At 74.4% G+C, this 22,003-nt stretch carries 20 protein-coding genes; 7 read left to right on the top strand and 13 right to left on the bottom strand.

Annotation, left to right across the window (positions count from 1 at the left end; genetic code table 11):
- Window positions 1-27: 27 nt before the first annotated feature.
- From AC1DT4_RS03200 to AC1DT4_RS03190, 3 genes are read right to left on the bottom strand one after another with little or no spacing between them, the layout of a single operon-like run.
- Window positions 28-765, bottom strand: a complete 738-nt coding sequence (locus AC1DT4_RS03200) for an MIP/aquaporin family protein (protein WP_477088317.1) — start codon at window positions 763-765, stop codon at window positions 28-30.
- 30 nt (window positions 766-795) lie between these two features.
- Window positions 796-1,233: a ribosomal maturation YjgA family protein gene (locus AC1DT4_RS03195; protein WP_477088316.1), complete on the bottom strand. Its 438-nt coding sequence runs from the start codon at window positions 1,231-1,233 to the stop codon at window positions 796-798.
- Between the two features lie 36 nt (window positions 1,234-1,269).
- Window positions 1,270-1,692 (bottom strand): MerR family transcriptional regulator, encoded by a 423-nt coding sequence (locus tag AC1DT4_RS03190; RefSeq protein ID WP_477088315.1) that lies wholly within the window; start codon window positions 1,690-1,692, stop codon window positions 1,270-1,272.
- Between the two features lie 111 nt (window positions 1,693-1,803).
- Between AC1DT4_RS03190 and AC1DT4_RS03185 the strand changes: the two genes are divergently transcribed.
- Window positions 1,804-2,490 carry an HNH endonuclease family protein gene (locus AC1DT4_RS03185; protein ID WP_477088314.1) on the top strand — a complete coding sequence of 229 codons (687 nt, stop codon included), beginning with the start codon at window positions 1,804-1,806 and terminating at the stop codon, window positions 2,488-2,490.
- The gene (locus tag AC1DT4_RS03180; RefSeq protein WP_477088313.1) at window positions 2,487-3,698 is read left to right on the top strand and encodes an alanine racemase; all 1,212 of its coding nucleotides are present in this window, start codon (window positions 2,487-2,489) and stop codon (window positions 3,696-3,698) included. Before AC1DT4_RS03185 ends, AC1DT4_RS03180 begins: the two co-directional genes overlap by 4 nt.
- A 9-nt stretch (window positions 3,699-3,707) precedes the next feature.
- Here the strand turns inward: AC1DT4_RS03180 and AC1DT4_RS03175 are convergent, their stop codons facing one another.
- Window positions 3,708-4,097: a RidA family protein gene (locus tag AC1DT4_RS03175; RefSeq protein ID WP_477088312.1), complete on the bottom strand. Its 390-nt coding sequence runs from the start codon at window positions 4,095-4,097 to the stop codon at window positions 3,708-3,710.
- A 42-nt stretch (window positions 4,098-4,139) separates the two neighbouring features.
- Window positions 4,140-5,657, bottom strand: a complete 1,518-nt coding sequence (locus tag AC1DT4_RS03170; RefSeq protein WP_477088311.1) for an N-acyl-D-amino-acid deacylase family protein — start codon at window positions 5,655-5,657, stop codon at window positions 4,140-4,142.
- A gap of 68 nt (window positions 5,658-5,725) precedes the next feature.
- Between AC1DT4_RS03170 and AC1DT4_RS03165 the strand changes: the two genes are divergently transcribed.
- Window positions 5,726-6,280, top strand: a complete 555-nt coding sequence (locus tag AC1DT4_RS03165; protein WP_477088310.1) for a GNAT family N-acetyltransferase — start codon at window positions 5,726-5,728, stop codon at window positions 6,278-6,280.
- On the opposite strand, the gene AC1DT4_RS03160 is transcribed toward AC1DT4_RS03165, so the two are convergent.
- From AC1DT4_RS03160 to AC1DT4_RS03150, 3 genes are read right to left on the bottom strand one after another with little or no spacing between them, the layout of a single operon-like run.
- Window positions 6,277-7,002 (bottom strand): M50 family metallopeptidase, encoded by a 726-nt coding sequence (locus AC1DT4_RS03160; RefSeq protein WP_477088309.1) that lies wholly within the window; start codon window positions 7,000-7,002, stop codon window positions 6,277-6,279. The two genes, AC1DT4_RS03165 and AC1DT4_RS03160, sit on opposite strands and share 4 nt — an antisense overlap.
- Window positions 7,003-7,056: 54 nt before the next feature.
- On the bottom strand, window positions 7,057-7,761 hold the full coding sequence (locus tag AC1DT4_RS03155; RefSeq protein WP_477088308.1) for an LmeA family phospholipid-binding protein: 705 nt from the start codon (window positions 7,759-7,761) through the stop codon (window positions 7,057-7,059).
- A gap of 37 nt (window positions 7,762-7,798) precedes the next feature.
- Window positions 7,799-9,088 (bottom strand): GmrSD restriction endonuclease domain-containing protein, encoded by a 1,290-nt coding sequence (locus AC1DT4_RS03150; protein WP_477088307.1) that lies wholly within the window; start codon window positions 9,086-9,088, stop codon window positions 7,799-7,801.
- 122 nt (window positions 9,089-9,210) lie between these two features.
- Between AC1DT4_RS03150 and AC1DT4_RS03145 the strand changes: the two genes are divergently transcribed.
- Together AC1DT4_RS03145 and AC1DT4_RS03140 are read left to right on the top strand one after the other, a co-directional pair.
- Window positions 9,211-10,614 (top strand): multidrug effflux MFS transporter, encoded by a 1,404-nt coding sequence (locus AC1DT4_RS03145; protein WP_477088306.1) that lies wholly within the window; start codon window positions 9,211-9,213, stop codon window positions 10,612-10,614.
- A 135-nt stretch (window positions 10,615-10,749) separates the two neighbouring features.
- Window positions 10,750-11,166, top strand: a complete 417-nt coding sequence (locus AC1DT4_RS03140) for a hypothetical protein (protein ID WP_477088305.1) — start codon at window positions 10,750-10,752, stop codon at window positions 11,164-11,166.
- 17 nt (window positions 11,167-11,183) lie between these two features.
- Here the strand turns inward: AC1DT4_RS03140 and AC1DT4_RS03135 are convergent, their stop codons facing one another.
- Genes AC1DT4_RS03135 through AC1DT4_RS03125 form a run of 3 tightly spaced genes read right to left on the bottom strand, consistent with a single transcriptional unit; the run spans window position 11,184 to window position 15,791 of the window.
- Window positions 11,184-14,240, bottom strand: a complete 3,057-nt coding sequence (locus AC1DT4_RS03135; protein ID WP_477088304.1) for an AAA family ATPase — start codon at window positions 14,238-14,240, stop codon at window positions 11,184-11,186.
- Entirely contained in the window at window positions 14,240-15,403 is a 1,164-nt protein-coding gene (locus AC1DT4_RS03130) for an exonuclease SbcCD subunit D (RefSeq protein ID WP_477088303.1), read from the bottom strand. The genes AC1DT4_RS03135 and AC1DT4_RS03130 overlap by 1 nt, the downstream gene beginning before the upstream one ends.
- A gap of 55 nt (window positions 15,404-15,458) precedes the next feature.
- The gene (locus AC1DT4_RS03125; RefSeq protein ID WP_477088302.1) at window positions 15,459-15,791 is read right to left on the bottom strand and encodes an STAS domain-containing protein; all 333 of its coding nucleotides are present in this window, start codon (window positions 15,789-15,791) and stop codon (window positions 15,459-15,461) included.
- A gap of 157 nt (window positions 15,792-15,948) precedes the next feature.
- On the opposite strand from AC1DT4_RS03125, the gene AC1DT4_RS03120 reads away from it, so the two are divergent.
- On the top strand, window positions 15,949-16,341 hold the full coding sequence (locus AC1DT4_RS03120; protein ID WP_477088301.1) for a PPOX class F420-dependent oxidoreductase: 393 nt from the start codon (window positions 15,949-15,951) through the stop codon (window positions 16,339-16,341).
- A 3-nt stretch (window positions 16,342-16,344) separates the two neighbouring features.
- On the opposite strand, the gene AC1DT4_RS03115 is transcribed toward AC1DT4_RS03120, so the two are convergent.
- Entirely contained in the window at window positions 16,345-16,836 is a 492-nt protein-coding gene (locus tag AC1DT4_RS03115) for an aminoacyl-tRNA deacylase (protein WP_477088300.1), read from the bottom strand.
- A 128-nt stretch (window positions 16,837-16,964) separates the two neighbouring features.
- Here AC1DT4_RS03115 and hrpA point away from each other — a divergent pair, with 128 nt between their 5' ends.
- Window positions 16,965-21,125: an ATP-dependent RNA helicase HrpA gene (hrpA, locus tag AC1DT4_RS03110; protein ID WP_477088299.1), complete on the top strand. Its 4,161-nt coding sequence runs from the start codon at window positions 16,965-16,967 to the stop codon at window positions 21,123-21,125.
- Here the strand turns inward: hrpA and AC1DT4_RS03105 are convergent.
- Window positions 21,119-21,973, bottom strand: a complete 855-nt coding sequence (locus tag AC1DT4_RS03105; RefSeq protein WP_477088298.1) for a hypothetical protein — start codon at window positions 21,971-21,973, stop codon at window positions 21,119-21,121. The two genes, hrpA and AC1DT4_RS03105, sit on opposite strands and share 7 nt — an antisense overlap.
- Between the last annotated feature and the right edge of the window lie 30 nt (window positions 21,974-22,003).

Genomic DNA, 22,003 nt, shown 5'->3' with positions numbered 1-22,003 from the left:
TGCCCACCCCCATGGTCACGTGCGCCGTCAGCCCAGCAGCAGGTACCAGCCGCCGACTCCGATGATCCCGCCCAGGATCGGGGCCGCAACCGGCACCCACGCGTAGTCCCACTGCGACGAGCCCTTGTTCTTCAGCGGCAGCACCGCGTGCACGAGGCGCGGGCCCAGGTCACGCGCGGGGTTCAGCGCCGGCCCGGTCGGGCCGCCGAGCCCGGCCACCAGACCCCACACCAAGAAGCCGAGGGCGAGGTGCGCGACCGCCGGCTCGTTCGCCGTCAGGGGCGAGTGCACGATCGCGAGCGCGCACGAGAACAGGATCACCGACCCCAGCAGCTCGCTGAGGAAACCGTTGAGGCGCGAGTGGGCGGCGTTGATCGTGGAGAACGTCGCCAGGATGTCCTCGGGGTCCGTGGTCTGGTCGTAGTACGGCTTGTGGGTCACGACGATGGCGCACTGGCCGGCGATCGCGCCGAGCATCTGCGCGACGATGTACGGCGCGACCTCGGACCACGGGAACAGCCCCCAGGTGGCGAGACCCAGCGTGAACGCGGGGTTGATCAGGTTGCCACTGATCCCGCCGAACATGATCGCCGGGATCATCACGCCGAACCCGTAGCCCATAGCGATCAGCGACCAGCCGCCGCGGTACCCCTTCGAGCCCTTGAGGTGCACGTTCGCGACCGTGCCGTTGCCCAGGATGATGAGGATCGCCGTGCCGATGAACTCGCAGGCCAGCCGCACGGCCAGCGTGTAGGACGGGTCCATCGGCCCCCCGCTCGTCGGGTCCTGTCCCCGTCAGCGTGGCACAGCGGCCACCCGCCGCACGAGGGCGGCGGCCGCGACGCCCGCCGCGTAGGCGAGCAGGTCGACGGCCGCGAACGTGGTGCCCAGCACGTACCGGGCCGCCGGGACCGCGTCGACGATCCGTGCCGGCAGCCCGGTCAGCTGCGCGAGCTCGACCAGCACGCACAGGGCGAACGCGGTCGCCGCCGCCGGGACGGGCCTCGCCCGCGGCGCGACGACCACCACCAGCGCGTAGACGAACGCGGCGTAGACCGCGTCCCCGGCGGGGTCGGCGAGCGGGTGCTGGATCCGGCTCACCGCCAGCCCGAGCACGACGAGCCCGCCGGCCGCGAGACCGGCGACCAGCCGAGTGCGCGGCCGACGGCCGGGCGGCTCCTCACGGGAAGGGTTCGCTGCGAGGACGTCACGCGGGTCGCGGTTCTCGGGCACGACAGCGACCGTACGTGCCGAGGTGCGGAGGTCGTGTCAGGCCGGTGTGGCGATCGTGCGCTCGTTGTCGGTCGTCCGCTCGTACAGGTCGATCTTGAGCCCGATCGCATCGAGGTGGGCAGCCACCTCGACCAGCTGGAGCCGCACGCGGTCGCGGTGCGCCCGCAGCAGCGCGAGCCGCTCGTCCTCGTTGCCGGCGCCGGCCCGCACCAGGTCGGCGTACTGCCGCACCTCCCGGATGGGCATGCCGGTGCCCCGCAGCCGCGTGACCATCCGGATCCAGCCGAGGTCCTCCTCGGAGTACCGCCGGTGGCCCGACGACGCCCGGTCGACCACGTCGAGCAGCAGCCCGTCGCGCTCGTAGTAGCGCAGGGTGTGGGTGGTCAGACCCGTGGCCTCCGCCGCCTCCGCGATGCTCAGAGAGACGCTCGCCCTCTCCGCTTCCGTCACGACGCTCATGGCGTCGATGGTCGCTCTTCGAGTGCGCTCGAAGTCAAGCCGAGCCGCCCACAGCCCCCGCCGTCCCCAGGGCGGCCGACCGCGCGGTGGGCCCCCGGCCACCCTGGGCCGATGGACAGCCGGCGACTCCTGCCGTGGCTCCTCGCGCTCGTTGTCTGCGTCGCGGTGGGCGCCGGCGCACCCGCGTGGTCGCAGGCGCGGGTCGCGGCGCGGTACGCGGTGACGGCCGACGACCTCGCKACCGGTCGCACGGCCCTCGCCGGGCTCGCCGTCCGCGGCCGGGCGCCCAGCACGGGCTACACGCGCGAGCGGTTCGGGCAGGCCTGGGCGGACGTCGACCGCAACGGCTGCGACACCCGCAACGACGTGCTGCGCCGCGACCTCGTCGGCACGGTCGTCGACGCCTGCGTGGTGCTGAGCGGCACGCTCGAGGATCCGTACACGGGCGTGCCCATCGCCTTCGCCCGCGGGCCCGGCTCGGCGGACGTGCAGATCGACCACGTCGTCGCGCTCGCGGACGCCTGGCAGACCGGGGCGCAGGCGTGGACGCCGGCCGAGCGCGAGGCCTTCGCCAACGACCCGGCCAACCTGCTCGCCGTCGACGGGCCGGCCAACCAGGAGAAGGGCGCCGGCGACGCCGCCACGTGGCTGCCGCCGAACCGCGGGTACCGGTGCGTCTACGCGCTGCGGCAGGTCCGCGTGAAGGCGGCCTACGGCCTCTGGGTCACGGCCGCCGAGCGCGACGCCCTGGACCGGGAGCTGGGCCGCTGCGTCGTCGGTACGGTGAAGCCACCATGACGCTGCGCCTGCCTCCCCTGCTCCTCGGCCCGACCACCAAGGGCGTCTGGGCCCCGACGCCCGTGACCCGGTCCGAGTTCGTCGCGGCCGGTCACACGCTGCTCGACGGGTCGCTGACGTGGCCCGCGCTGACCCTCGACGCCGACGCCCTCGCGCACAACATCGCGGAGCTCGCCGCGTTCACCGCGGCGCACGGCCTGGCGTTCGCGCCGCACGGCAAGACGACGATGTCGCCCGAGCTCTTCGCCGCCCAGCTGGACGCGGGCGCCTGGGGCATCACCGTGGCGACCGGGAACCAGCTGCTCGCCGCGCACTCGTTCGGCGTGAGGCGGCTGCTCGTCGCCAACGAGGTCCTGGACCCGACCGTGCTGCGCTGGATCGCGTCGACCACCGACGCCGAGATCCTGTTCTGCGTCGACTCGGTCGAGGCGGTCGACATCGCCGCGGCCGCGCTCGACGGCGGGCGGGTCCGGGTGCTGCTCGAGGTCGGGCACGCCGCCGGACGCACCGGGGTCCGCACCGGCGACCAGGCGCTGGTGGTCGCACAGCGCGTCGCCCGGACCCCCGGCATCGAGCTCGCGGGCGTCAGCGCGTACGAGGGCGGGCTGCCCGACCTCGCCGCCGCCCGGGAGTTCCTGGGCGAGGTCCTCGCCGTCGCGGAGATGCTGGTCGGCGCGGGGCTGCTGCGGGAGCACGTGGTCCTGTCGGCCGGCGGATCGGCCTACTTCGACGCCGTGGCCGACGTCCTCGGCGGTTCGCAGGTGGCCGGCATCCCCAGCACGACGATCCTGCGCTCCGGCTCCTACGTGACCCACGACCACGGCACCTACGTCGCGTCGACGCCGTTCACGCGGATCGTCGGGGACCTGCACCCCGCGCTGCGGATCTGGGCGCAGGTCTCGTCGACCCCCGAGGACGGCCTCGCGATCGTCGGCGCCGGCAAGCGCGACGTGCCGTACGACTCCGGGCTCCCGGTCGCGCTCCGGCGGCACCGCGCCGGCGAGCCGCCCGTCGCCATCGACGGCTGGACCGTCACGCGCACCAACGACCAGCACGCCTACCTCGAGGGGTCCGGCACCGACCTGTGCGTCGGCGACCTGCTCGAGCTCGGCATCTCGCACCCGTGCACGGCCTTCGACAAGTGGCGTGTGATCCCGGTCCTCGACGCCGACCGCCGGGTGGTCGACGTCGTCACCACAGCGTTCTGACCGTTCCGATCAGTCGTCGTCGGAGGTGAGGCGCCCCGCGACCACGTCGATCTCGACCTTGATCCCCGCCAGCTGGGACCCCACCGTGGTGCGCGCCGGCTTCGGGTACGGGAAGAACTCGCCGTAGGCCTCGTTGAACTCCGCGAAGTCCGCGAGGTCGGCCAGGTGGACGGTCGTCTTCACCACGTCGCCCAGGTCGAGACCGGCCGCGGCCAGCGTCGCCTCGACGTTGCGCAGCACCTGCCGGGTCTGGTCCGCCACCGACTCGGGGATCTCGCCGGTCACCGGGTGCTGCGGCCCGAAGCCCGCGGTCCACACGAGGTTGCCCAGCCGGATCCCCTGGGAGTAGTTGCCCGCGGGCTGCGGTGCGTCGGGGGTGCTGATTTTCTCGCGGGTCATCGCACTGCCTCTCGGTGGTGAGCGCTACGGGGACAGTCTTCCTCACCCCCGGATCGGCCGGCCGGGCAGCGCGCCGGTGAGGCGGCCGTCGCGCAGCGCGGGGACGCCGTCGACGAGCACCGCCCGCACGCCCGTCGCGAGGCGCCGCGGCTCGTCGTACGTGGCGAGGTCGGCCACCGTCGACGGGTCGACGACCGCGAGGTCCGCCCGGTGCCCGACGACCAGGCGCCCGCGGTCCGCCAGGCCGAACCGTCCGGCGGCCGTGGTCGACAGGTGCCGCGCCGCGGTGGGCCAGTCCCAGTCGCCCAGCTCGCGCACGTGCCGGCCCAGCAACCGCGCGAACGTGCCCCAGCCGCGGGGGTGCGGGTGGCCGCCGCGGTAGATGCCGTCCGACCCGGCGCAGTGCGCCCGGTGCCGGAGCAGGGCGCGCATCGACTCGTCGGTGTTGGTCGGCGGCTGCGCGAACACGCACCCGACCTGCAGGTTCGTCGTGACCAGCAGGTGCAGGGCGGCGTCGGCCGGTGTCAGGCCGAGCCGCGCGGCGACCTCGAGCAGCGACAGCCCCTCGGCCCACGGCGCGCCGGGGGCGAACGCCAGGGTCACGCGGGGCCAGATGTCGTCGCGGGCGGGCAGGCGCTCGACGACGGCCGGGTCGCGCAGCAGCGCCAGGGTCCGGTCGGCGTCCGCCAGCGGCAGCCAGTCCGGCAGGGCCACGAGCGCGAGGATCGACGCACCGCGCAGGTACGGGTACGCGTCGAACGTGAGGTCGAGCCCCTCGTCCAGGGCGTCGTCGACCAGCGGACCGAGCCGCACGGCGGGCCCGTGGTAGTGCGAGACGTGCGTGCCGACGCCGGTCGTCCGGGCCAGGTCGAGCAGCTCCGCGAGCGCGGCGTGGGCCATGTCCTCGTAGCCGCGCATGTGCGAGACGTGCGGGCGGCCCCGGCGCGCGAGGGCGTGGCACAAGGCGACCAGCTCGGCCCGGTCCGCCGACGACGCCGGCGCGTACTCGAGCCCGGTCGACATCCCCCGGGCACCGTCGTCGAGACCCTGCTCGAGCAGGCTGACCATGGCCGCGACCTCGTCCGGCCGGGCGGGCCGGTCGGCGACGCCCATCACCGCGTACCGGATCGTCCCGTGCGGGACCAGGTAGGCGGTGTGGACCGTCGTCGTGCGGTCGTAGGTGTCGAGCAGCTGGGCCACGGACCCGCCGCCGAACCCGGGGTGCGCGCCGTTGATGGCCGCGAAGTACCGCGACGCGTACTCGGTGGCACCCGACCCAGGAGGCGACGGTGCGAACGAGACGCCGTCCTGACCGAGCACCACCGTCGTCACGCCCTGGTGCGTCAGCGCCGCCTGGACGTCCGGCTCGAGCACCACCGCGTCGCCGTGCGCGTGGGCGTCGACGAACCCCGGCAGCACCACGAGGCCGTCGGCGTCGAGCACGTCGGCACCGTCGACCGGCAGGTCGGGGCCGATCTCGGTGATGCGGTCGCCGTCCACCCGCAGGTCGGCCCGGACCAGCTCGCCCTCGGCCAGCAGGCCACCCCGCACCAGGATCACGGCTCGATCATGCCGCCTGCGGTGGCGCGGGATTGACGACGAAACACGCCCGGAGCAGCGTGGACGGCGTGATCGACGTCGTCCCCCTCACGCCCGACCTCTGGCCGGCACTCGAGGAGCTCCTCGACCAGGGCGGACCGGCGGGCCGCTGCTGGTGCATGGCGTACCGGGTCGGGCCGTCGTACCGGCAGCGCCCCGCGGCGCAGAACCGCGCCGACCTGCACGCCGTCGTCGACCACGGCCCGCCGCCGGGGCTGCTCGCGCTCATCGACGGCCTCGCCGTCGGCTGGTGCCAGGTCACGCCGCGCGACGACGTCCCGGCGCTCGACGCCCCGTGGCGGCTGCGGCGCGTCGATGACGTGCCCGTGTGGTCGATCAGCTGCTTCTACGTGCGCAAGGGCCGGCGCCGCGCGGGCGTCATGGCCGCGCTCGTCGACGGCGCGGTGGACCTCGCGCGGCGGGCGGGGGCGCCGGCCGTCGAGGCCTATCCGCTGGACGGGTCGGTGTCCCCCAGCTCGACGAGCATGGGCTACGCGACGACGTTCGCGGCCGCCGGCTTCGTCGAGGTCGCCCGCCGGTCGCCGGAGCGACCGATCATGCGGTACGCGTTCCCGACCGGCTAGAGCTGCAGCCCGACCAGCCAGATCGTGCCGAGCGCGAGCGCCGCCAGGCACGTGACCAGCAGGATCGCGACCCAGAGGCCGCCGGGCAGGTGCGTCAGGCGGCCGAGCAGGCCGGCGTCGGAGGTGTCGGGCACGCCCCGCCGACGCGCCCGGCGACGCTCCGACTGCATCTCGAGGACCGCCCGCGGCGCGCCGAGCAGCAGGAACCACGTCATCGCATAGGCGGCGACGCCCTGCACGGTCGGCGACCCCCACACCGTGACGACGACCAGCAGCGCGCCGGTCACCAGCACCGACCACAGGCCGTACCAGTTGCGGATCTGCACCAGGACCAGCACGAGCACGAGCAGCAGGATCCACAGCAGCGCGACGGCGTACCCGCGAGACAGCAGCCACGCCGCGCCCACGCCCAGCACCGCCGGCCCGAGGTAGCCCGCGGCCGCCGTCGCGACCATGCCCGGCCCCCGCGGCCTGCCCACCGAGACCGTGAGCCCCGAGGTGTCGGAGTGCACCCGGATCCCGGAGAGGCGTCGGCCGACCAGCACCGCGACCCCCGCGTGCGCGGCCTCGTGCACGATCGTCAGCCCGTGCCGCGCCACGTGCCACGCGACCGGCACGACGAGGATCAGCAGCACCCCCGCGGCGGTGAGCAGCACGGCGGTGCTCGAGGGCACCGGCTGGGGCGTCGTGATGTCGTGCCAGGCGTCGCCGAGCCAGTCCACGGGCGGGGTCCTTCGTCCGTCGTCGTCCGACCGGGCGGGCGGGCAGCACGGACCTTACCCAGCCGGGGGCACCTCGGTGGGCAGCACGACGTCCGTGCCGGTCGCGGTGATCCGCACCCCGGTGCTCACCACGGTCGCCTCCGACAGCACCAGGCCCTCGGGCAACCCGCTGACCGGGATCTCCACGTCGGTCAGCCGCTTCCCGATGGCGCTCGGCAGGTCCTCGACCGAGACGGTCAGGCCGGCGATCTGCACGTTCTCGACGTTCACCAGCAGCTTCCCGTCCTCGACCCGAGGCACCAGGTTCGCAGCCAGCGTCAGGCCGAGCACCTTGCCCGACGCGGTGAGGGCGTTCCCGTCGACCGCGACGGCGATGTCGAGCTGGGACCGGTCCTTGACGATCTGCTCGATGGACGCCGTGGGCAGCGTCGCCTCGATCGTCGCGGAGCCCACCGTGTACGGCTCCGACGTGCTCACGTCCTGCGCGTCGATGGTGACGTCCGTGGCCTTGATGCCCTCCAGCGTGACCCCGTCGACCTGCCCGGTGACGTCGTCGATCGACCCCGCCAGCAGCTGGTTGAGGAAGGGGAACCCGCCGAGCTCGACCGTCGGCTCGCCGACGACGCCGTCCAGGTTCTGCTCGATGGCAGCGACCACCCGCTGCTCGGCCACCGACTCCGTCACCCGGTCCGCGACGAACGCGCCACCGACGACCACCACGACCGCAACCACCCCGACGACCACACCGCGTCCGCTCACGGGCTTCACGCTAGGGGTCGGCGACCCCCCGTGCCGATCAGGGTCGCTTCTCGCACCCGATCCCGTCGTTGTCGCGGTCCAGCTTCGGGGCGTACCCGGGGTCGCCGACGTGCACCGGCGCCGCGCCGGCGGCCCACGCCTCGGTGCAGTTCGCGAACGGGCCCGTGACCGCGGCGGGTGGCGCCACGACGACGGGTGCCTCGACCACCGGCGCGGGCGCGACGGCGGCCGGCGCCTCCTCGACGACCGCGAGCGGGGGCACCGCCGAGCCGACGGGCAAGGGCTCCGCCGGGCAGGTCGAGAGCACCCGGACCATCGCGTCCTGCTCCGCCTGCGTCACCCAGAGCCCGTACGTGTACTTCACGCCCACCTGCCGCGCCACGTACGCGCACCGGTACGCCGTGTTCGGGGGCAGCCAGGTCGCCGTGTCCCCGTCACCCTTCTGCTGGTTCAGCGGACCGTCCACCGCCAGCAGGTTCAGCGGGTCGTTGGCGAACGCCTCGCGCTTCCCGACGTCCCACTGCTGGGCACCCTTCTGCCACGAGTCGGAGAGCGCGACGACGTGGTCGATCTGCACGGCCGACGACGTGCCCTCGCCGCGCACGAACGCGATGGGCTCCCCCGAGTACGGGTCCTGGAGCGTCCCCGAGGCCACCACGCAGCCGTTGGTCCCGTCCTTGATCACCTGGGGTACCAGGTCCCGGCGCAGGATGTCGTTGCGGGTGTCGCAGCCGTTGCGGTCGACGTCCTTCCACGCCTGGCCGTACAGGTCGCGGTCGTAGCCCGTCTTCGGAGCCCGGCCCTTCACGGGCAGCAGCATCGCGGTGGCCAGAGCCGTCTCCGGCTGGGCGGTCGGGGTGAGGTCCTGCGTCGGCTCGGGCTCGGGCGGTGCCGCGGACTCGTCCGTCGGGCTCGGCGTCGCGCCCGGGGCGGCGGTCGAGGTCGAGGTCGGGCTCTGCGTGGCCGGAGCCAGCGGCGGGACGGCGGTGTCCCGTGCGGGCGGTGCGGCCACGGACGCGGTGACCACCAGCGCGACGATCGAGCCCGCGAGCAGCGCGGCCGAGGCGCCGCGGGCCATCGGGCTGCCGAGCCACGAGCGGCGGCGCACCAGGGCGTACAGCGCGGTGATGCCGACGTAGACGCTCGCGAACATGACGGCGCCGGACCAGCCGGAGGTCAGCCCGAGCAGAGAGACGACGGCCAGACCGACGACGCCGGAGATCCGGGCGCGGCCCCACGGGGCGCGCGACGGCGTCGGCGACGGCGCGTCGCGAGGGTCGGCGACGGGGTCGTCGTCCCACCACGCGTCGCCCGTCGGTCCCGTCACCCCCTGAGTATCGGCACCCCGACGACCGTCCGTGACGGACGTTGGTCACGATCGGCACGTGATCCGTCCCACGTGCTGGACACCCCGGGAAGATGCTTGCGCTCCGCAACCTTGGGGCTGTCATGGCCCGGATCCCCGCGACGCGTGTGAGCGTCGGCTTCGTCCTCCTGCTGTCGGCGCTCACCGCCATCGGCCCCCTGACGTTCGACACCTACCTGGCGGCGTTCCCGCAGATCGCCGAGGACCTCCACGCTCCGGCCGCGGCCGTCCAGCTCACCATCGCCGCGTCGCTCGCAGGCCTCGCGCTGGGCCAGCTGCTGTTCGGCTCGATCTCCGACGCCTTCGGCCGGCGCCGGCCCCTGCTCGGCGCCCTCAGCGTCTACGTGCTCGCGTCCGTCGGGCTCACCCTCGTGGACAACATCACCGCGTTCACCGCGCTGCGGTTCGTGCAGGGCTTCACCGCGGCCGCCGGGATGGTGCTGTCGCTGGCCATCGTCCGCGACCGCTACGAGGGCCTCGCCGTCTCCAAGGTCATGGCGCGCCTGATGCTCGTGGTCGGGGTCGCCCCGATCCTCGCGCCGACCATCGGCGCACAGCTGCTGCTCCTGGGCTCCTGGCGGCTGATCTTCGTCTTCCTCGCCGCGGCCGGCGCGATCCTGCTCGTCGTCGCCGCGTTCACGTTGCGCGAGTCGCTGCCCGTTCAGCTGCGGCGGACCGGCGGCACAGGCGCGGCCCTGCGCACCTACCGCGACCTGCTCACTGACCTGCCGTTCCTCGGCCTCGCCCTGATGTCGGCGTTCTACCTGTCCGCGATGTTCACCTACGTCGCGTCGTCGACGTTCGTGTTCCAGGACGGCTACGGCCTGTCGCCCCAGCAGTTCGGCTGGGTCTTCGCCGCCGGCGCCGTCGCGATCACCGTCGGTTCGCAGGTCAACGGGGCACTCGTCGGCCGGTTCAGCCCCGAGCAGGTCCTGTCCGGCGCGGTCGCCGTCGGCCTGGTGCTCAGCCTGTCGCTCTTCGCGACGACGCTCCTCGGCGCGCCCTTCTGGCCGGTCACGGTCCTGCTCGTGCTCACGCTCGGCACCGCCGGGTTCGTGCTGCCGTCCGCGCCCGCCATCGCGCTGGCCGCCAACCCGCACCGCGCCGGCTCTGCCGCCGCGCTGCTCGGCGCCCTGCAGTTCGGGCTCGGCGCGTTCATCGCCCCGCTCACCAGCATCGGGGGCACGCCGACCGCCGTGACCATGGCCGGCGTGATGGCGGGCGTCATCGTCGTGGCGTCGGTGCTCCTGCTCGGAGTGCGCCGCTCCTGGGCGCGCGGCCCGGTCGCCGAGGCCGAGTCGGTCGTGGCCGCCGCCGAGGCGGATCCCGACCTCCCCGCCACGGTGGGCGTGCCGTTCGTCGGCGCGGGCGTCGAGCGCGAGTCGGCGGTCCGCGAGCGCGTGCGCACGGTGGTCCTGGCTGAGGGCCGGTCGGGGACCGGCCGCTCACCTGAGGACGAGCACGATGCGGTGCCCTGCCCCGGCTGAGCCGCCGCGGCGGCCGCGCGCGAGCGAGCTCGAGCGCGCCGTCATCACATCGCAACCTCGCATCCCCGGATTGTTGTGGCGTGCGTCACAGTCGCGACTTAGCCTGGGCGGTACGCATGCGATGAAGGACGCCCGATGACCTGGCTCGCTCTGGCCGCTGTCTTCTTCATTCCGGCGCTCGTCTTCGGGGCGATCTGGCAGCTGTTCCCTTCGCCCGACGAGCCGCCGCGATGGCGTACGGCCGTGGCCGGCCACCTGGAGCACCTCGCCGCCCGCCTCCGTCGGGATCGCAAGCCGGAGTACGACCCGTTCATGACGCTGCGCGTGCAGGAGCGGCTGGGCATCGTCGCCGACCACGTCCGCTCGCTCGAGCTGGACCCGCACACGTTCGCGCGGGCCGAGCGGATCATCGCCTCGCAGCTCGCGTACGACCAGCTGCTGGCGGAGGCGTGCCACCTGGCCGGTGTCGAGGTCCAGGTCGTCGCCAAGGGTGACCCGTCGGAACGCTTCCGGGAAGAGGTCGAGCTCGCCTCACGCGGCTGGGCCTGGTGACGCGCTCGCTCTAGCGGTCAGCCCGCGCGGACGGTGAGGATGCTCGGGCCCTCGGAGGTGGGGCGGACCTCGATGCGGTCGGCGATCGACTGCTTGAGCGCCTCGACGTGCGAGACGACCCCGACCACCCGGCCGCCCGCACGCAGGCGGCCGAGCTCGGCGAGCACCTGGTCGAGCGTGTGCGGGTCGAGCGAGCCGAAGCCCTCGTCGACGAACAGGGTGCCGAGGTCGATGCCGCCCGCCTCGGCCGTGACGACGTCGGCCATGCCGAGCGCCAGGCACAGAGACACGTAGAACGTCTCGCCGCCGGACAGGGTGCGCGGGTCGCGCGGGTGCCCGGTCTGGTGGTCGACCACGCGCATGGCCAGGCCGGTGTTCCGCGCGCGCACGTCCTCCTTCTCGTCGCTGCGCACCAGTTCGTACCGGCCGTCGGACATGACGAGGAGGCGGTCGTTGGCGGCCGCGACGACGTCCTCGAAGCGCCGCATGAGGACGAACGTGGCCAGCGAGAGGTGGTGCGGGTTGTCGCCGCCACCACCGCCGGTCAGGTCGGCGAGGCGCGAGACGGGCCCGGCGGCGTCCAGCGCGTCGGCGAGTGCGGTTGCCGCGCCGACGACCTCGGCGGCCGCGGCACCGGACGCCGCCGAGCGCTCCTCGGCGACCCGCGCCTCGCCCCCAGCCCGTTCCGCGGCGGCCCGTGCTGCTGCCTCGTCGGCCCGCGCGCCCACCACGTCCACCACCAGCTCGTCGTCCAGCGCCGCGATGGCCGGCTCGGCCAACCCCGCGGTCGCGCGGTCGAGCCGGGCCGCGTACGTGGTCACGATCCGGTCGAGCTCGGCAAGGGCGGCAGCCTCGACCGCCGCCTCGTTCGCCTCCGACTCGGACGCGAAGCCGTGCTCGTGCAGCCCCGCCGCCAGCTCGTCCTCGCGCCGGCTCGCCTCCTCCTGGGCGGCGTCCTGCTCGACGAGGGCGTCCAGCACCGCGACCGACGCCGCCGCGCGCTCGAGCAGCGCCGAGTGGCGGGCCGCGACCGTCGGGTGGTCGGCGCGGCCGGTGACGACCTCCGCCTCGGCCGCGCCGAGGTCGAGCAGCGTGACCTCGAGCGCCGCACGGTCCCCCGCCAGACGGGCGACGGCCGCCCCGCGCTCCGCCTCGCGCTCGCGCGTCTGGGCGTCGAAGCCGTCGAGGGCCGGGGCCAACCGGCTGAGGTCCACGTCGGCGGTCCGGGCCTCGGCCAGGGCGTTCCGCGCGGCCTCCGTCAACGCGACGGCGTCGTCGGCGGTGACCGCGCCGACCCGGGCGCGCAGCGCGTCGACCCGCTCGCCCAGCACGATGCACCTCTCGGCGGCCTCCTGCAGCAGGTCCTCGGCGCGACCCCGCTCGTCCTCCGCCCGCTCGACCTGCTCGGCCGACACGTGGTCCGCGCCGAGGACCGCCTTGTCGGGGTGCTCGACCGAACCGCAGACCGGGCACGCGTCTCCGTCGTCGAGCCGGGCAGCGAGCTCTCCGGCCAGGCCGGCGATCCGCGCGGCACGGAGGTCCCGCTCGACCTCCAGCGCCCGCGTCGCGGTGGCACCGGCGGCGGTCCGTGCCGCGGTGACCTCCGCGAGCGAGCGCTCGGTGGTGGCCAGCTCGGTGTGGGCGCTCACGAGCGCGGCCGCCGCCGCGAGCGCTGCCTCGCGGTGCCCCCGGGTGCCGGCGATCGCGCGTGCCGCCTCGAGCTCGCCGAGCAGGGCGGCCCGTGCGGACGGTCGGGCGGCGAGCCACTGGTCGTCAGCCGCGATCGCGGCGACCAGGTCGTCGATGGCGTGCCGCGCGGCGCGCACGGCCCGGCGGCGGGACTCCAGACCGGCCTCGATGTCGACCAGCCGGCCCAGCGCCGCCGACAGCTCGACCGCCGACCGACCCTCGGCCTGCACGTGCGTCCGCAGGTCGGTGCCACGGGGTGGCGCCGCGATGTCGGGCGGTGCCCCGTCGAGCGCGGCGGTGACGGTCTTGCGGGCGGCGTCGAGGGCCGTGCGGGCGCGCTCGGCGCCGAGCAGCAGGGGACGGACCGCCTGCGCCGCCCGCGCGGCGGTGAGCCGGAGGATCGCCTCGGCGTTCAGGTCCGCGGACTCGTCCAGCGCCGACCGCTCCGCGCGCAGGCTGTCCCGGCGGCGCAGCAGGGCATCGGTCGCCGTCACGTCGTCGAGGTGCGCGCGCGCCGCCTGCCGCACGGCGTCCGTCGCGCCCGCCGCGGAGCGCGCCGTCGCCGCCAGCGTGTCGAGCACCTCGGTCCTCGCGAGCACCGCGGACCGCACGTGGGCCACCAGGTCGTCGTGACGCAGGACGGCCGCGTCGATCGCCGACCGGAGCTCCGCGGCCTCCTCGGCCGGCAGTCGCGCGGCGCCGACCAGCTGCGACGTCCCGGACGCGAGTGCGGTCCGGGTCGCCTCGCACGCACGGTCGCCCTCCCGCCGCAGCTCCGCGAGCCGCTGCTGCAGCCGCTCGTACACCTCGGTGCCGAAGATCTTCTGCAGCAGGCCGCGACGCTCTTCGGGCTTCGCGCGCAGGAAGTGCGCGAACTCGCCCTGCGGCAGCACGATCGTCTGCACGAACTGGGTGCGGTCCAGACCGACGGCCTTCTGGATCTCCGCGCCGACCTCGTCCAGCCGGTTGCCCAGCGGCACCCCGACGGCGTCGAGCGTGCTCGGGTCGAGCTCGACGCCGGCCGGCAGCCGCCAGGCCTTCACCGTCGCGTTCGCCGTGGTGGTGCCTGCCCCGCGCCGCTTGGCACGCTGGTACGCCGGCGTGCGCCGCACCCGGTACACGCCGGAGGGCACCTCGAAGACCAGGTCGACGATGCTCTCCACGTCGTCCGCCGCGTACGCCGAGCGCAGCCGGTCCTCCGACGCCTCGCTGGAGGCGACCTTGCCGTAGAGCGCGAAGACCAGGGCGTCGATGAGCGTCGACTTGCCGGACCCCGTCGGACCCTCGAGCAGGAACAGCCCGGCCTGGCCGAGCGCGTCGAAGTCGACGGTGTGCCGGCCGGCGAACGGTCCGATCGCCTGGACCGTGAGGGAGCGCAGGTGCATCAGGCGCTCCGCTCGATCGCCGCGACGTCCTCGTAGGCCCGCCGCAGCACGTCGGCCTCGGCCGGCGTCGGCCGGTGCCCGGTGACGTGCGCGAGGAAGTCGGCCGTCACGTCGAGCGGGTCGTGCGCCGCGGTGATGACAGAGTGCCGTGGTCCGCGCGCCGGCTCCGCCGCGCGGTGCTGGATCACGAGAGCGTGCGGGAACCGTTGCTTCACGCGCCGGTACAGGTCCTCGGGACGGTGCGCGTCCGTGACGGTCACGCGCGCCCAGGAGTCCGTGTGGTTCTCCCCCGCGGCCCCGAGCAGCTCCTCCATCGTTCCCGTCACGTCGGCCAGGCGACGCGGGACGGGGGCGGCCACCAGAGACGTGCGCACCTGGCCGCCGGACAGGTCCACCAGCACCGTCGACTTCGCGTGGTGCTGCTCCGAGAACGAGTACGCGAGCGGCGAGCCGCTGTACCGCAGGGTGGTGCCCTCCGGACCCGTGAGGCCCTGCGGCCCGTGCAGGTGCCCGAGCGCCACGTAGTCGGCGCCCGCGAACACCCCGGCCGGCACCTGGTCCACGCCGCCGACCCGGATGTCGCGCTCGGACTCGGTGGGCGCGCCCCCGATGACGAACGCGTGCGCGGCGACGACGGTGCGGGGCCGGGCGGACCCGGCGCGCGCCTCGACGTCGGCCCAGACCCTGCGCATCGCGGCGACGGCGACCGCCTCGTGCGATCGCGCCAGCGGGTCGGGGCCGTCGGCCAGCTCGACACGGGCGAAGTCGGGGTCGAGGTACGGGATGCCGTACACCAGCACCTCGCCGTCGTCGTCGGCAAGCACCACCGGCTCCACCAGACCGGCGACCCGGGTGCGCAGCCGGACCCGTTCCCGCATCACGGCCGACCCGAACCCCAGCCTGGTCGCCGAGTCGTGGTTCCCCGACGTCACGACGACGGTCGTGTGCTCGGCCAGCCGCGCGAGCGTCTCGGACAGCAGCGTCACGGCCTCCACGGGCGGGATCGCGCGGTCGTACACGTCCCCCGCGACGACCACGGCGTCGACCTGCTCCGCGCGCACGACGTCGACCAGGTGCTCCAGGTACGCCGCCTGGTGGTCGAGCAGATCGACCCCGTGCAGCGTCCGGCCCAGGTGCCAGTCCGACGTGTGCAACAACCGCATGCGGCGAACGTAAACCAGCCCACCGACACACCGGCCGACCGGGCCGGGGTGTCGGTCAGGGGGTCGCGGGCAGCTCCCCGGACAGGCCCACCATGTCGAGGACGTCCCGCAGCACCCGGTGGGGGTCCCGCAGGGTCACGGGGATGTGCGCCTCGGACGCCGCGAGGTGGAGCTGCAGGACGAACGCGATGCCCGACGAGTCGATGAAGGTCGCGTGCGTGGAGTCGACGACCACGGGGTTGCCGGTGACCAGGGCCAGCCCCATGCAGGCGCTCGCCTCGTCGCGCAGCGCCGCGTCGATCTCACCGACCAGGACGATCACGGTGCGGTCCTCCTGGGCATCGACCCGGATGGTCCCGGCCGCGGCCGAGTGCTCGATCAGGTCCATCGCTCCTCAGTTCTCGCCCCCAGGTCCTCGCCGGAGCTCCGTTCCGGCGGGATGACGCTACCCGCCGGAGCGGCGTGCGCCATCCGAGATGTGGAACGGACCCGGCCCTCGATGGGTTCCCCAGGACTCGCCCCGCGGACCGAGCTAGCCTCGGCTCATGGCCTCCACCGAGCTCCCCGCCAGCCACGCCGACCTGCTCGAACGCCCGCTCTTCGGGCACCTGGCGACGGTCGCGCCGGACGGGTCCCCGCACAGCAGCGTCATGTGGTTCGTCTGGGACGGCGAGGTGCTGCGGTTCACGCACACGTCGACCCGGCAGAAGTTCAAGAACCTCCAGGTCGAGCCCCGCATCGCCCCGTCGATCCACGACCCGGAGGACGGCTACCGGTCGCTCGAGGTGCGCGGCGTGGTCGAGTCGACGGTGCCCGACGACGAGGTCGCCAGCTTCTACAAGTCGCTGCAGGAGCGGTACGGCGAGGACTACGAGATCAAGGACGCGGACAAGCGCGTCATCCTCACGGTCCGGCCGACGACGTTCGTCGTGAAGTAGGGCTCAGCCCTCGGGGTCGGTGACGTCCGAGACGGTCGCGCCCAGCGCGCGCACCAGCTCGCCGCCGTCCACGTTGGCGGCGACCCCGTGGGCGCCGGCCCCGATCGAGACCGTGCGCGTCGGGACCCGCGAGTCGGCGACCACGGGCCAGTCGACCAGCGAGCCGAACGGCGTGATCGTGCCGCGCACGTAGCCCGTGACGTCCTTGGCGGTGTCCGCGTCCGGCATCGACAGGCGGGCGACCCCGAGCAGCGCGCGCAGCTTGGGCCACGAGATGGTCCGGTCCCCGGGCACCAGGACGAACAGGAAGTCGTCGTCGCCGCGGCGCACCACGATCGTCTTCACGATGCCGGCCGGGTCGATCCCGCGGGCCTCGGCGGCCTCCGCCAGCGACTGCACCGGTCCGTGCCGGGTCACCTCGAACTCGATCCCCGAGGCCTCGAGGCCGGCGATCGCGCGCCGCTCCCCCTCGCTCGGTGCGGCTGCGTCGCTCATGCGGTCACTGTAGGACCGGCTCGTCGGCCCGGCCCGCCTGCGACATGCTGGACGCGGACATCGACGGGTGTTCGCCCACGACGAATGAAGGAGCGGTTCCCGGCGACGACCTGGGAGACTGGGCCCTCGTGAGCACGCCGTCCCCCGCCCCCGCCGACCCGTCCGGGTCCGGAGACGGGCGACCCCGCAAGGCGTCGCGCCGGGGACGCGGCCGCGGGCGCCAGCCCGGCACCGCCGGACGCGCGCGCGACGACGCAGCCCGGACGGCGGCCCGCCGCACGCACGCCGCCGAGACCCGCCGCGCCGTCGAGCTCCCGCCGATCGTCTACCCCGAGCAGCTGCCGGTCAGCGCCCGTCGCGTCGAGATCTCCGACGCCCTGCGCGACCACCAGGTCGTCGTCGTGGCCGGGGAGACCGGCTCCGGCAAGACGACCCAGATCCCGAAGATCGCGCTCGAGCTGGGCCGGGGCCGCGCCGGGCAGATCGGCCACACGCAGCCCCGACGGATCGCCGCGCGCAGCGTCGCGGAGCGGATCAACGAGGAGCTGGTGGGCGAACAGCCCCTGGGCGGGATCGTCGGCTATCAGGTGCGGTTCACCGACGAGTCGAGCGAGTCGACCCTGGTCAAGGTGATGACCGACGGCATCCTGCTGGCGCAGATCCAGCGCGACCCGATGCTGTGGGCCTACGACACCCTGATCATCGACGAGGCCCACGAGCGGTCGCTCAACATCGACTTCATCCTCGGGTACCTCACGCGGCTGCTTCCCCAGCGGCCGGACCTCAAGGTCGTCATCACGTCGGCCACCATCGACTCGGACCGGTTCGCACGGCACTTCGCCTCCGCGGACGGCACACCGGCCCCGGTGGTCGAGGTGACCGGCCGCACCTACCCGGTGGAGATCCGGTACCGCCCACTGTCGCCGGACGTCGAGGAGGGTGCCGCGCCGACGAAGAAGCGGGGCACCGAGGACCGCGACCCCATGACGGCCATCTGCGAGGCGGTCGACGAGCTCTGCGCCGAGGGCCCCGGAGACATCCTGGTGTTCCTCTCGGGCGAGCGGGAGATCCGCGACGCCGAGGACGCCCTGCGCGGCTCGCTGGGCCCGCGCGTCTCCGACCCCCGCACCCCCGGGGCCGTCGAGCTGCTCCCCCTCTACAGCCGCCTGTCCGCCGCCGAGCAGCACCGGGTGTTCGAGCGCCACCAGAACCGGCGCGTCGTCCTGTCCACCAACGTCGCCGAGACGTCGCTCACCGTGCCGGGCATCCGGTACGTCATCGACCCCGGCACGGCCCGGATCTCCCGGTACTCCAAGGCCACCAAGGTCCAGCGGCTGCCCATCGAGCCGATCTCGCAGGCGTCCGCCAACCAGCGCTCGGGCCGGTGCGGGCGCGTCGCGGACGGCATCGCGATCCGGCTGTACTCGCAGGACGACTTCGACGCGCGGCCGTTGTACACCGAGCCCGAGATCCTTCGTACATCGCTCGCGTCGGTGATCCTGCAGATGATCGCGGTGGGCGTCGCGACGACCCCGGAAGACATCGGCGACTTCCCGTTCGTCGACCCGCCGGACACGAGGGCCGTCCGGGACGGCGTCCAGCTGCTCACGGAGCTCGGGGCGCTGGGGGACGGGCGGCTGACCGAGACCGGCCGCGCCCTCGCGCAGCTGCCGATGGACCCGCGGCTCGCGCGGATGATCGTCGAGGGTGGCCGCCGTTCCGTGGCGCGCGAGGTCATGATCATCGCGGCTGCGCTCTCGATCCAGGACCCGCGCGAGCGGCCGGTCGACGAGCGCGAGAAGGCCGACCTGGCGCACTCCCGGTTCGCCGATCCCACGTCCGACCTGCTCACCTACCTCAACCTCTGGCACTACCTGCGGGACCAGCAGCGGGACCTGTCGGGGTCGGCGTTCCGCCGGATGTGCCGGGCCGAGCACCTCAACTACCTGCGCATCCGGGAGTGGCAGGACGTGGTCACGCAGCTGCGCGAGCTGGCCAGGCCGCTCGGCATCGTCGTGAACGCGCCGCGCGCCGCTCAGGAGACGGACGGTCTGCAGCTCGAGTGGGACGGCGACCGGATCCACGTCGCGATCCTGGCCGGGCTCCTCTCGCAGATCGGCATGCAGGAGGCGACCGAGGTCTCGACGCGGGGCAAGACCCCGGGCCGGCCCGACCGCCGCGGCCGCAACGAGTACCTCGGTGCCCGCGGTGCGCGGTTCGCGATCTTCCCGGGGTCGGGCCTCGCCCGGAAGCCCCCGGCCTGGGTCATGGCGGCCGAGCTGGTGGAGACCAGCCGCCTGTGGGGCCGCGACGTCGCGCGCATCCAGCCCGAGTGGGCGGAGGAGGTGGGCTCCCACCTGGTCAAGCGCACCTACTCGGAGCCTGCCTGGTCCACCCGCCAGGGCGCCGCGACGGCGTTCGAGAAGGTGCTGCTCTACGGCGTCCCCATCGTCAACCAGCGCCGGGTCCTCTACGCCACGGTGGACCCGGAGCACGCGCGCGAGCTGTTCGTCCGGCACGCGCTGGTGCAGGGCGAGTGGACCACCCACCACGCGTTCTTCCACGAGAACCGGCGCCTGCTGGCCGAGGCCGAGGGGCTGGAGGCACGCGCGCGGCGTCGGGACCTCGTGGTCGACGACGACACCCTGTTCGCGTTCTACGACGAGCGGGTCCCGGACGACGTCGTCTCGAGCCGCCACTTCGACCAGTGGTGGAAGACCGCGCGCCGCGAGAACCCCGACCTGCTGACGTTCACGCGCGAGCTGCTGGTGGGCGAGGCCGGCGCGATCGACGAGGGCGCGTTCCCGTCGCGCTGGCCGCAGGGCGACCTCCGCCTGCCGCTGACCTACCAGTTCGAGCCCGGGACGGAAGCCGACGGCGTGACCGTCCACATCCCGCTGTCGACGCTCGCCCGGCTCACGCCCGACGGCTTCGGCTGGATGGTCCCCGGCCTGCGCGAGGAGCTCATCACCGCCACCATCCGCTCGCTGCCCAAGCCGGTGCGCGTCCAGCTGGTCCCCGCGCCCGACGTGGCGCGCGGCGTCGAGGCCTGGATCGCGCAGCACACGGCCGACTGGGAGGACACGGTCCGGGCGGGGGACGCCGCGCCGTCGTTCCGGGACGTGTTCCGGCGGGCCGTCCGCGAGCTGCGGGACGTCGACGTGCCCGACGACGCGTTCGACGACGAGCGCCTGCCGCCGCACCTGCGGATGACGTTCCGCGTGGTGGGCGATCGCGGGGGAGTGGTCGACGAGGGCAAGGACCTGCTCGTCCTGCAGCGCCGGCTGGCCGACCGCACGCAGAAGGCGGTCGACGACGCGGTGCGCACGGCGGTCGGGGCGGCGATGGAGGAGGCCCGCGCGGGAGGCACCGCACCTCGGACCGCCACGCCGGCGGACGCGGCGCCGGCTGACCCGCCCCTCCCGCCGGCACCGAGCGTCGACGTCGTGCGCACCGGCCTCACCACGTGGCCGGCCGACCTGCCCGAGCTGCCCGAGGTCGTCGCGGTCGGCACGGTCCGCGCGTACCCGTCGCTGGTCGAGGAGAAGGCGTCCGTCGCCGTCCGGGCCCTGGCCGACGAGTCCGCGCGGCCGGAGGCAGCCCGCCGCGGACTGCGCCGGTTGCTGCTGCTCGACGTCGGTCTCACGCCCGGCCGGATCACGACGCGCTGGACCGGCACGCAGGCGCTCACGCTCGCCGCGAGCCCGTACCCGAGCACGGACGCCCTGGTCACCGACGTGCAGCTGGCCGCGATCGAGGCGCTGCTCACCGCCCCGGCAGACACGATCCGCTCGGCCGACGCCTACGCGGCGCTGCGCGCCACGGTCCGGAACCGGCTGGAGGACACCGTGTTCGGCGTCGTCACGGACCTCGTGGCGGTGCTGACCGCCTGGCGCGAGCTCGACGCCGAGATCCGCGACCGGTCCAGCCTCGCCCTGCTGGCCACCGCGCAGGACCTGCGCGCGCAGGCCGCCCGCCTCGTGCACGACGGCTTCGTCAGCGAGGTCGGCGCCGCCCGGCTGCCCCACCTCGCGCGCTACCTGCGGGCAGCCCGCCACCGGTTGGTCAAGGCCGCGGAGAACCCGCAGCGCGACGCCGACCTGGCGTGGCAGGTGCAGGACGTCGAGGCCCTCTACGACGACGCCGTCGCCAAGCACCCCCGCGACGCGGAGCTCCGGGAGCTGCGCTGGATGCTCGAGGAGCTGCGCGTCAGCCTGTTCGCCCAGCAGATCGGCACGCCCGTCCCGGTGTCGACCACCCGGATCAAGAAGGCGCTCGCCGCCTACTGAGGCTCGACGGGTCCGGCGTCGGTCCCGGCCACCAGGTCGCCGCAGCTGACCTCCTGCGCGGTGGTCACCACGGGTTCGTCGGCGGCGGCGCCGATGGCCACCTGCTCGGGAGCCGCGTTGGTCGCGTGCCGGCCGTCGGCGTCGAGGTCCACGAACGTCCTGGTCACGGTGTAGGTGCCCGCGTCGTCGGCCACGGCGTTCAGGCCCGCGAGGCGGAGCGCCCCGGCGTCCGTCGAGCACCCGACCCCGGTCCCGCCGCCGGAGAAGCCGCGGTCGAAGGTGTACGGCGCGCCCTGCGCGTTCGCCACGGGGGTCACGGCGCAGCCCGCCAGCGAGTAGACCAGGGCCTCGCGCCCGAGGTCGACGAGCGCGATCGGGATCTGGTCACGCTGCACGCGGTTGACGATGGCAGAGGCGGGGACCGGCGAGGCGGAGTCGATCGTCGTCGAGAAGGTCGCGCCCGAGGCCGTGGTGATGCCGAGCTCGCGGTCCGCGCCCGCGCTGAGCCACGCCTGGTCCGGCCGCCCGTCGCCGTCGACGTCGATGACCGTGACCACGTCGGCGCCCGCCGGGGCGGTCGCGCTGTTCGGGGCGCAGCCCGCGGCAGCCGTCGACGTCTCCTGCGAGGGTTCCGGCGACGGCGAGGACGACGAGGACGGCGAGGACGACGTGCTTGACGACGACACCGGCGCCGGGGCGTCGTCGTCGCGGTTCAGCAGCAGGTACACGATCACGCCGACGGCGACGACCAGGAGGACGACCAGCGCGATCACCCACCCTTGACGCCCGTTCGCCGGCTGCTCCTCGGACGGCTCGGAGGCACCGGTGGGCGGGAACGGGCTCGTCATGCCACTGGTCTACCGCAGGCACGCCGGAGG

The organism is Cellulomonas sp. P4_D11, assembly GCF_056401915.1.
The sequence above is the reverse complement of the archived record's forward strand: the minus strand, read 5'-3'. Positions and strand labels throughout refer to the sequence as shown.

Excerpts from the sequence above, each read along its gene's own strand:
- AC1DT4_RS03190 (WP_477088315.1), bottom strand. The coding sequence starts at position 1,692 with ATGAGCGTCGTGACGGAAGCGGAGAGGGCGAGCGTCTCTCTGAGCATC.
- AC1DT4_RS03125 (WP_477088302.1), bottom strand. The coding sequence starts at position 15,791 with ATGGACCTGATCGAGCACTCGGCCGCGGCCGGGACCATCCGGGTCGAT.
- AC1DT4_RS03145 (WP_477088306.1), top strand. The coding sequence starts at position 9,211 with ATGGCCCGGATCCCCGCGACGCGTGTGAGCGTCGGCTTCGTCCTCCTG.
- AC1DT4_RS03140 (WP_477088305.1), top strand. The coding sequence starts at position 10,750 with ATGACCTGGCTCGCTCTGGCCGCTGTCTTCTTCATTCCGGCGCTCGTC.
- AC1DT4_RS03120 (WP_477088301.1), top strand. The coding sequence starts at position 15,949 with ATGGCCTCCACCGAGCTCCCCGCCAGCCACGCCGACCTGCTCGAACGC.
- AC1DT4_RS03130 (WP_477088303.1), bottom strand. The coding sequence starts at position 15,403 with ATGCGGTTGTTGCACACGTCGGACTGGCACCTGGGCCGGACGCTGCAC.
- AC1DT4_RS03200 (WP_477088317.1), bottom strand. The coding sequence starts at position 765 with ATGGACCCGTCCTACACGCTGGCCGTGCGGCTGGCCTGCGAGTTCATC.
- AC1DT4_RS03115 (WP_477088300.1), bottom strand. The coding sequence starts at position 16,836 with ATGAGCGACGCAGCCGCACCGAGCGAGGGGGAGCGGCGCGCGATCGCC.
- AC1DT4_RS03105 (WP_477088298.1), bottom strand. The coding sequence starts at position 21,973 with ATGACGAGCCCGTTCCCGCCCACCGGTGCCTCCGAGCCGTCCGAGGAG.
- AC1DT4_RS03135 (WP_477088304.1), bottom strand. The coding sequence starts at position 14,240 with ATGCACCTGCGCTCCCTCACGGTCCAGGCGATCGGACCGTTCGCCGGC.
- AC1DT4_RS03180 (WP_477088313.1), top strand. The coding sequence starts at position 2,487 with ATGACGCTGCGCCTGCCTCCCCTGCTCCTCGGCCCGACCACCAAGGGC.
- AC1DT4_RS03175 (WP_477088312.1), bottom strand. The coding sequence starts at position 4,097 with ATGACCCGCGAGAAAATCAGCACCCCCGACGCACCGCAGCCCGCGGGC.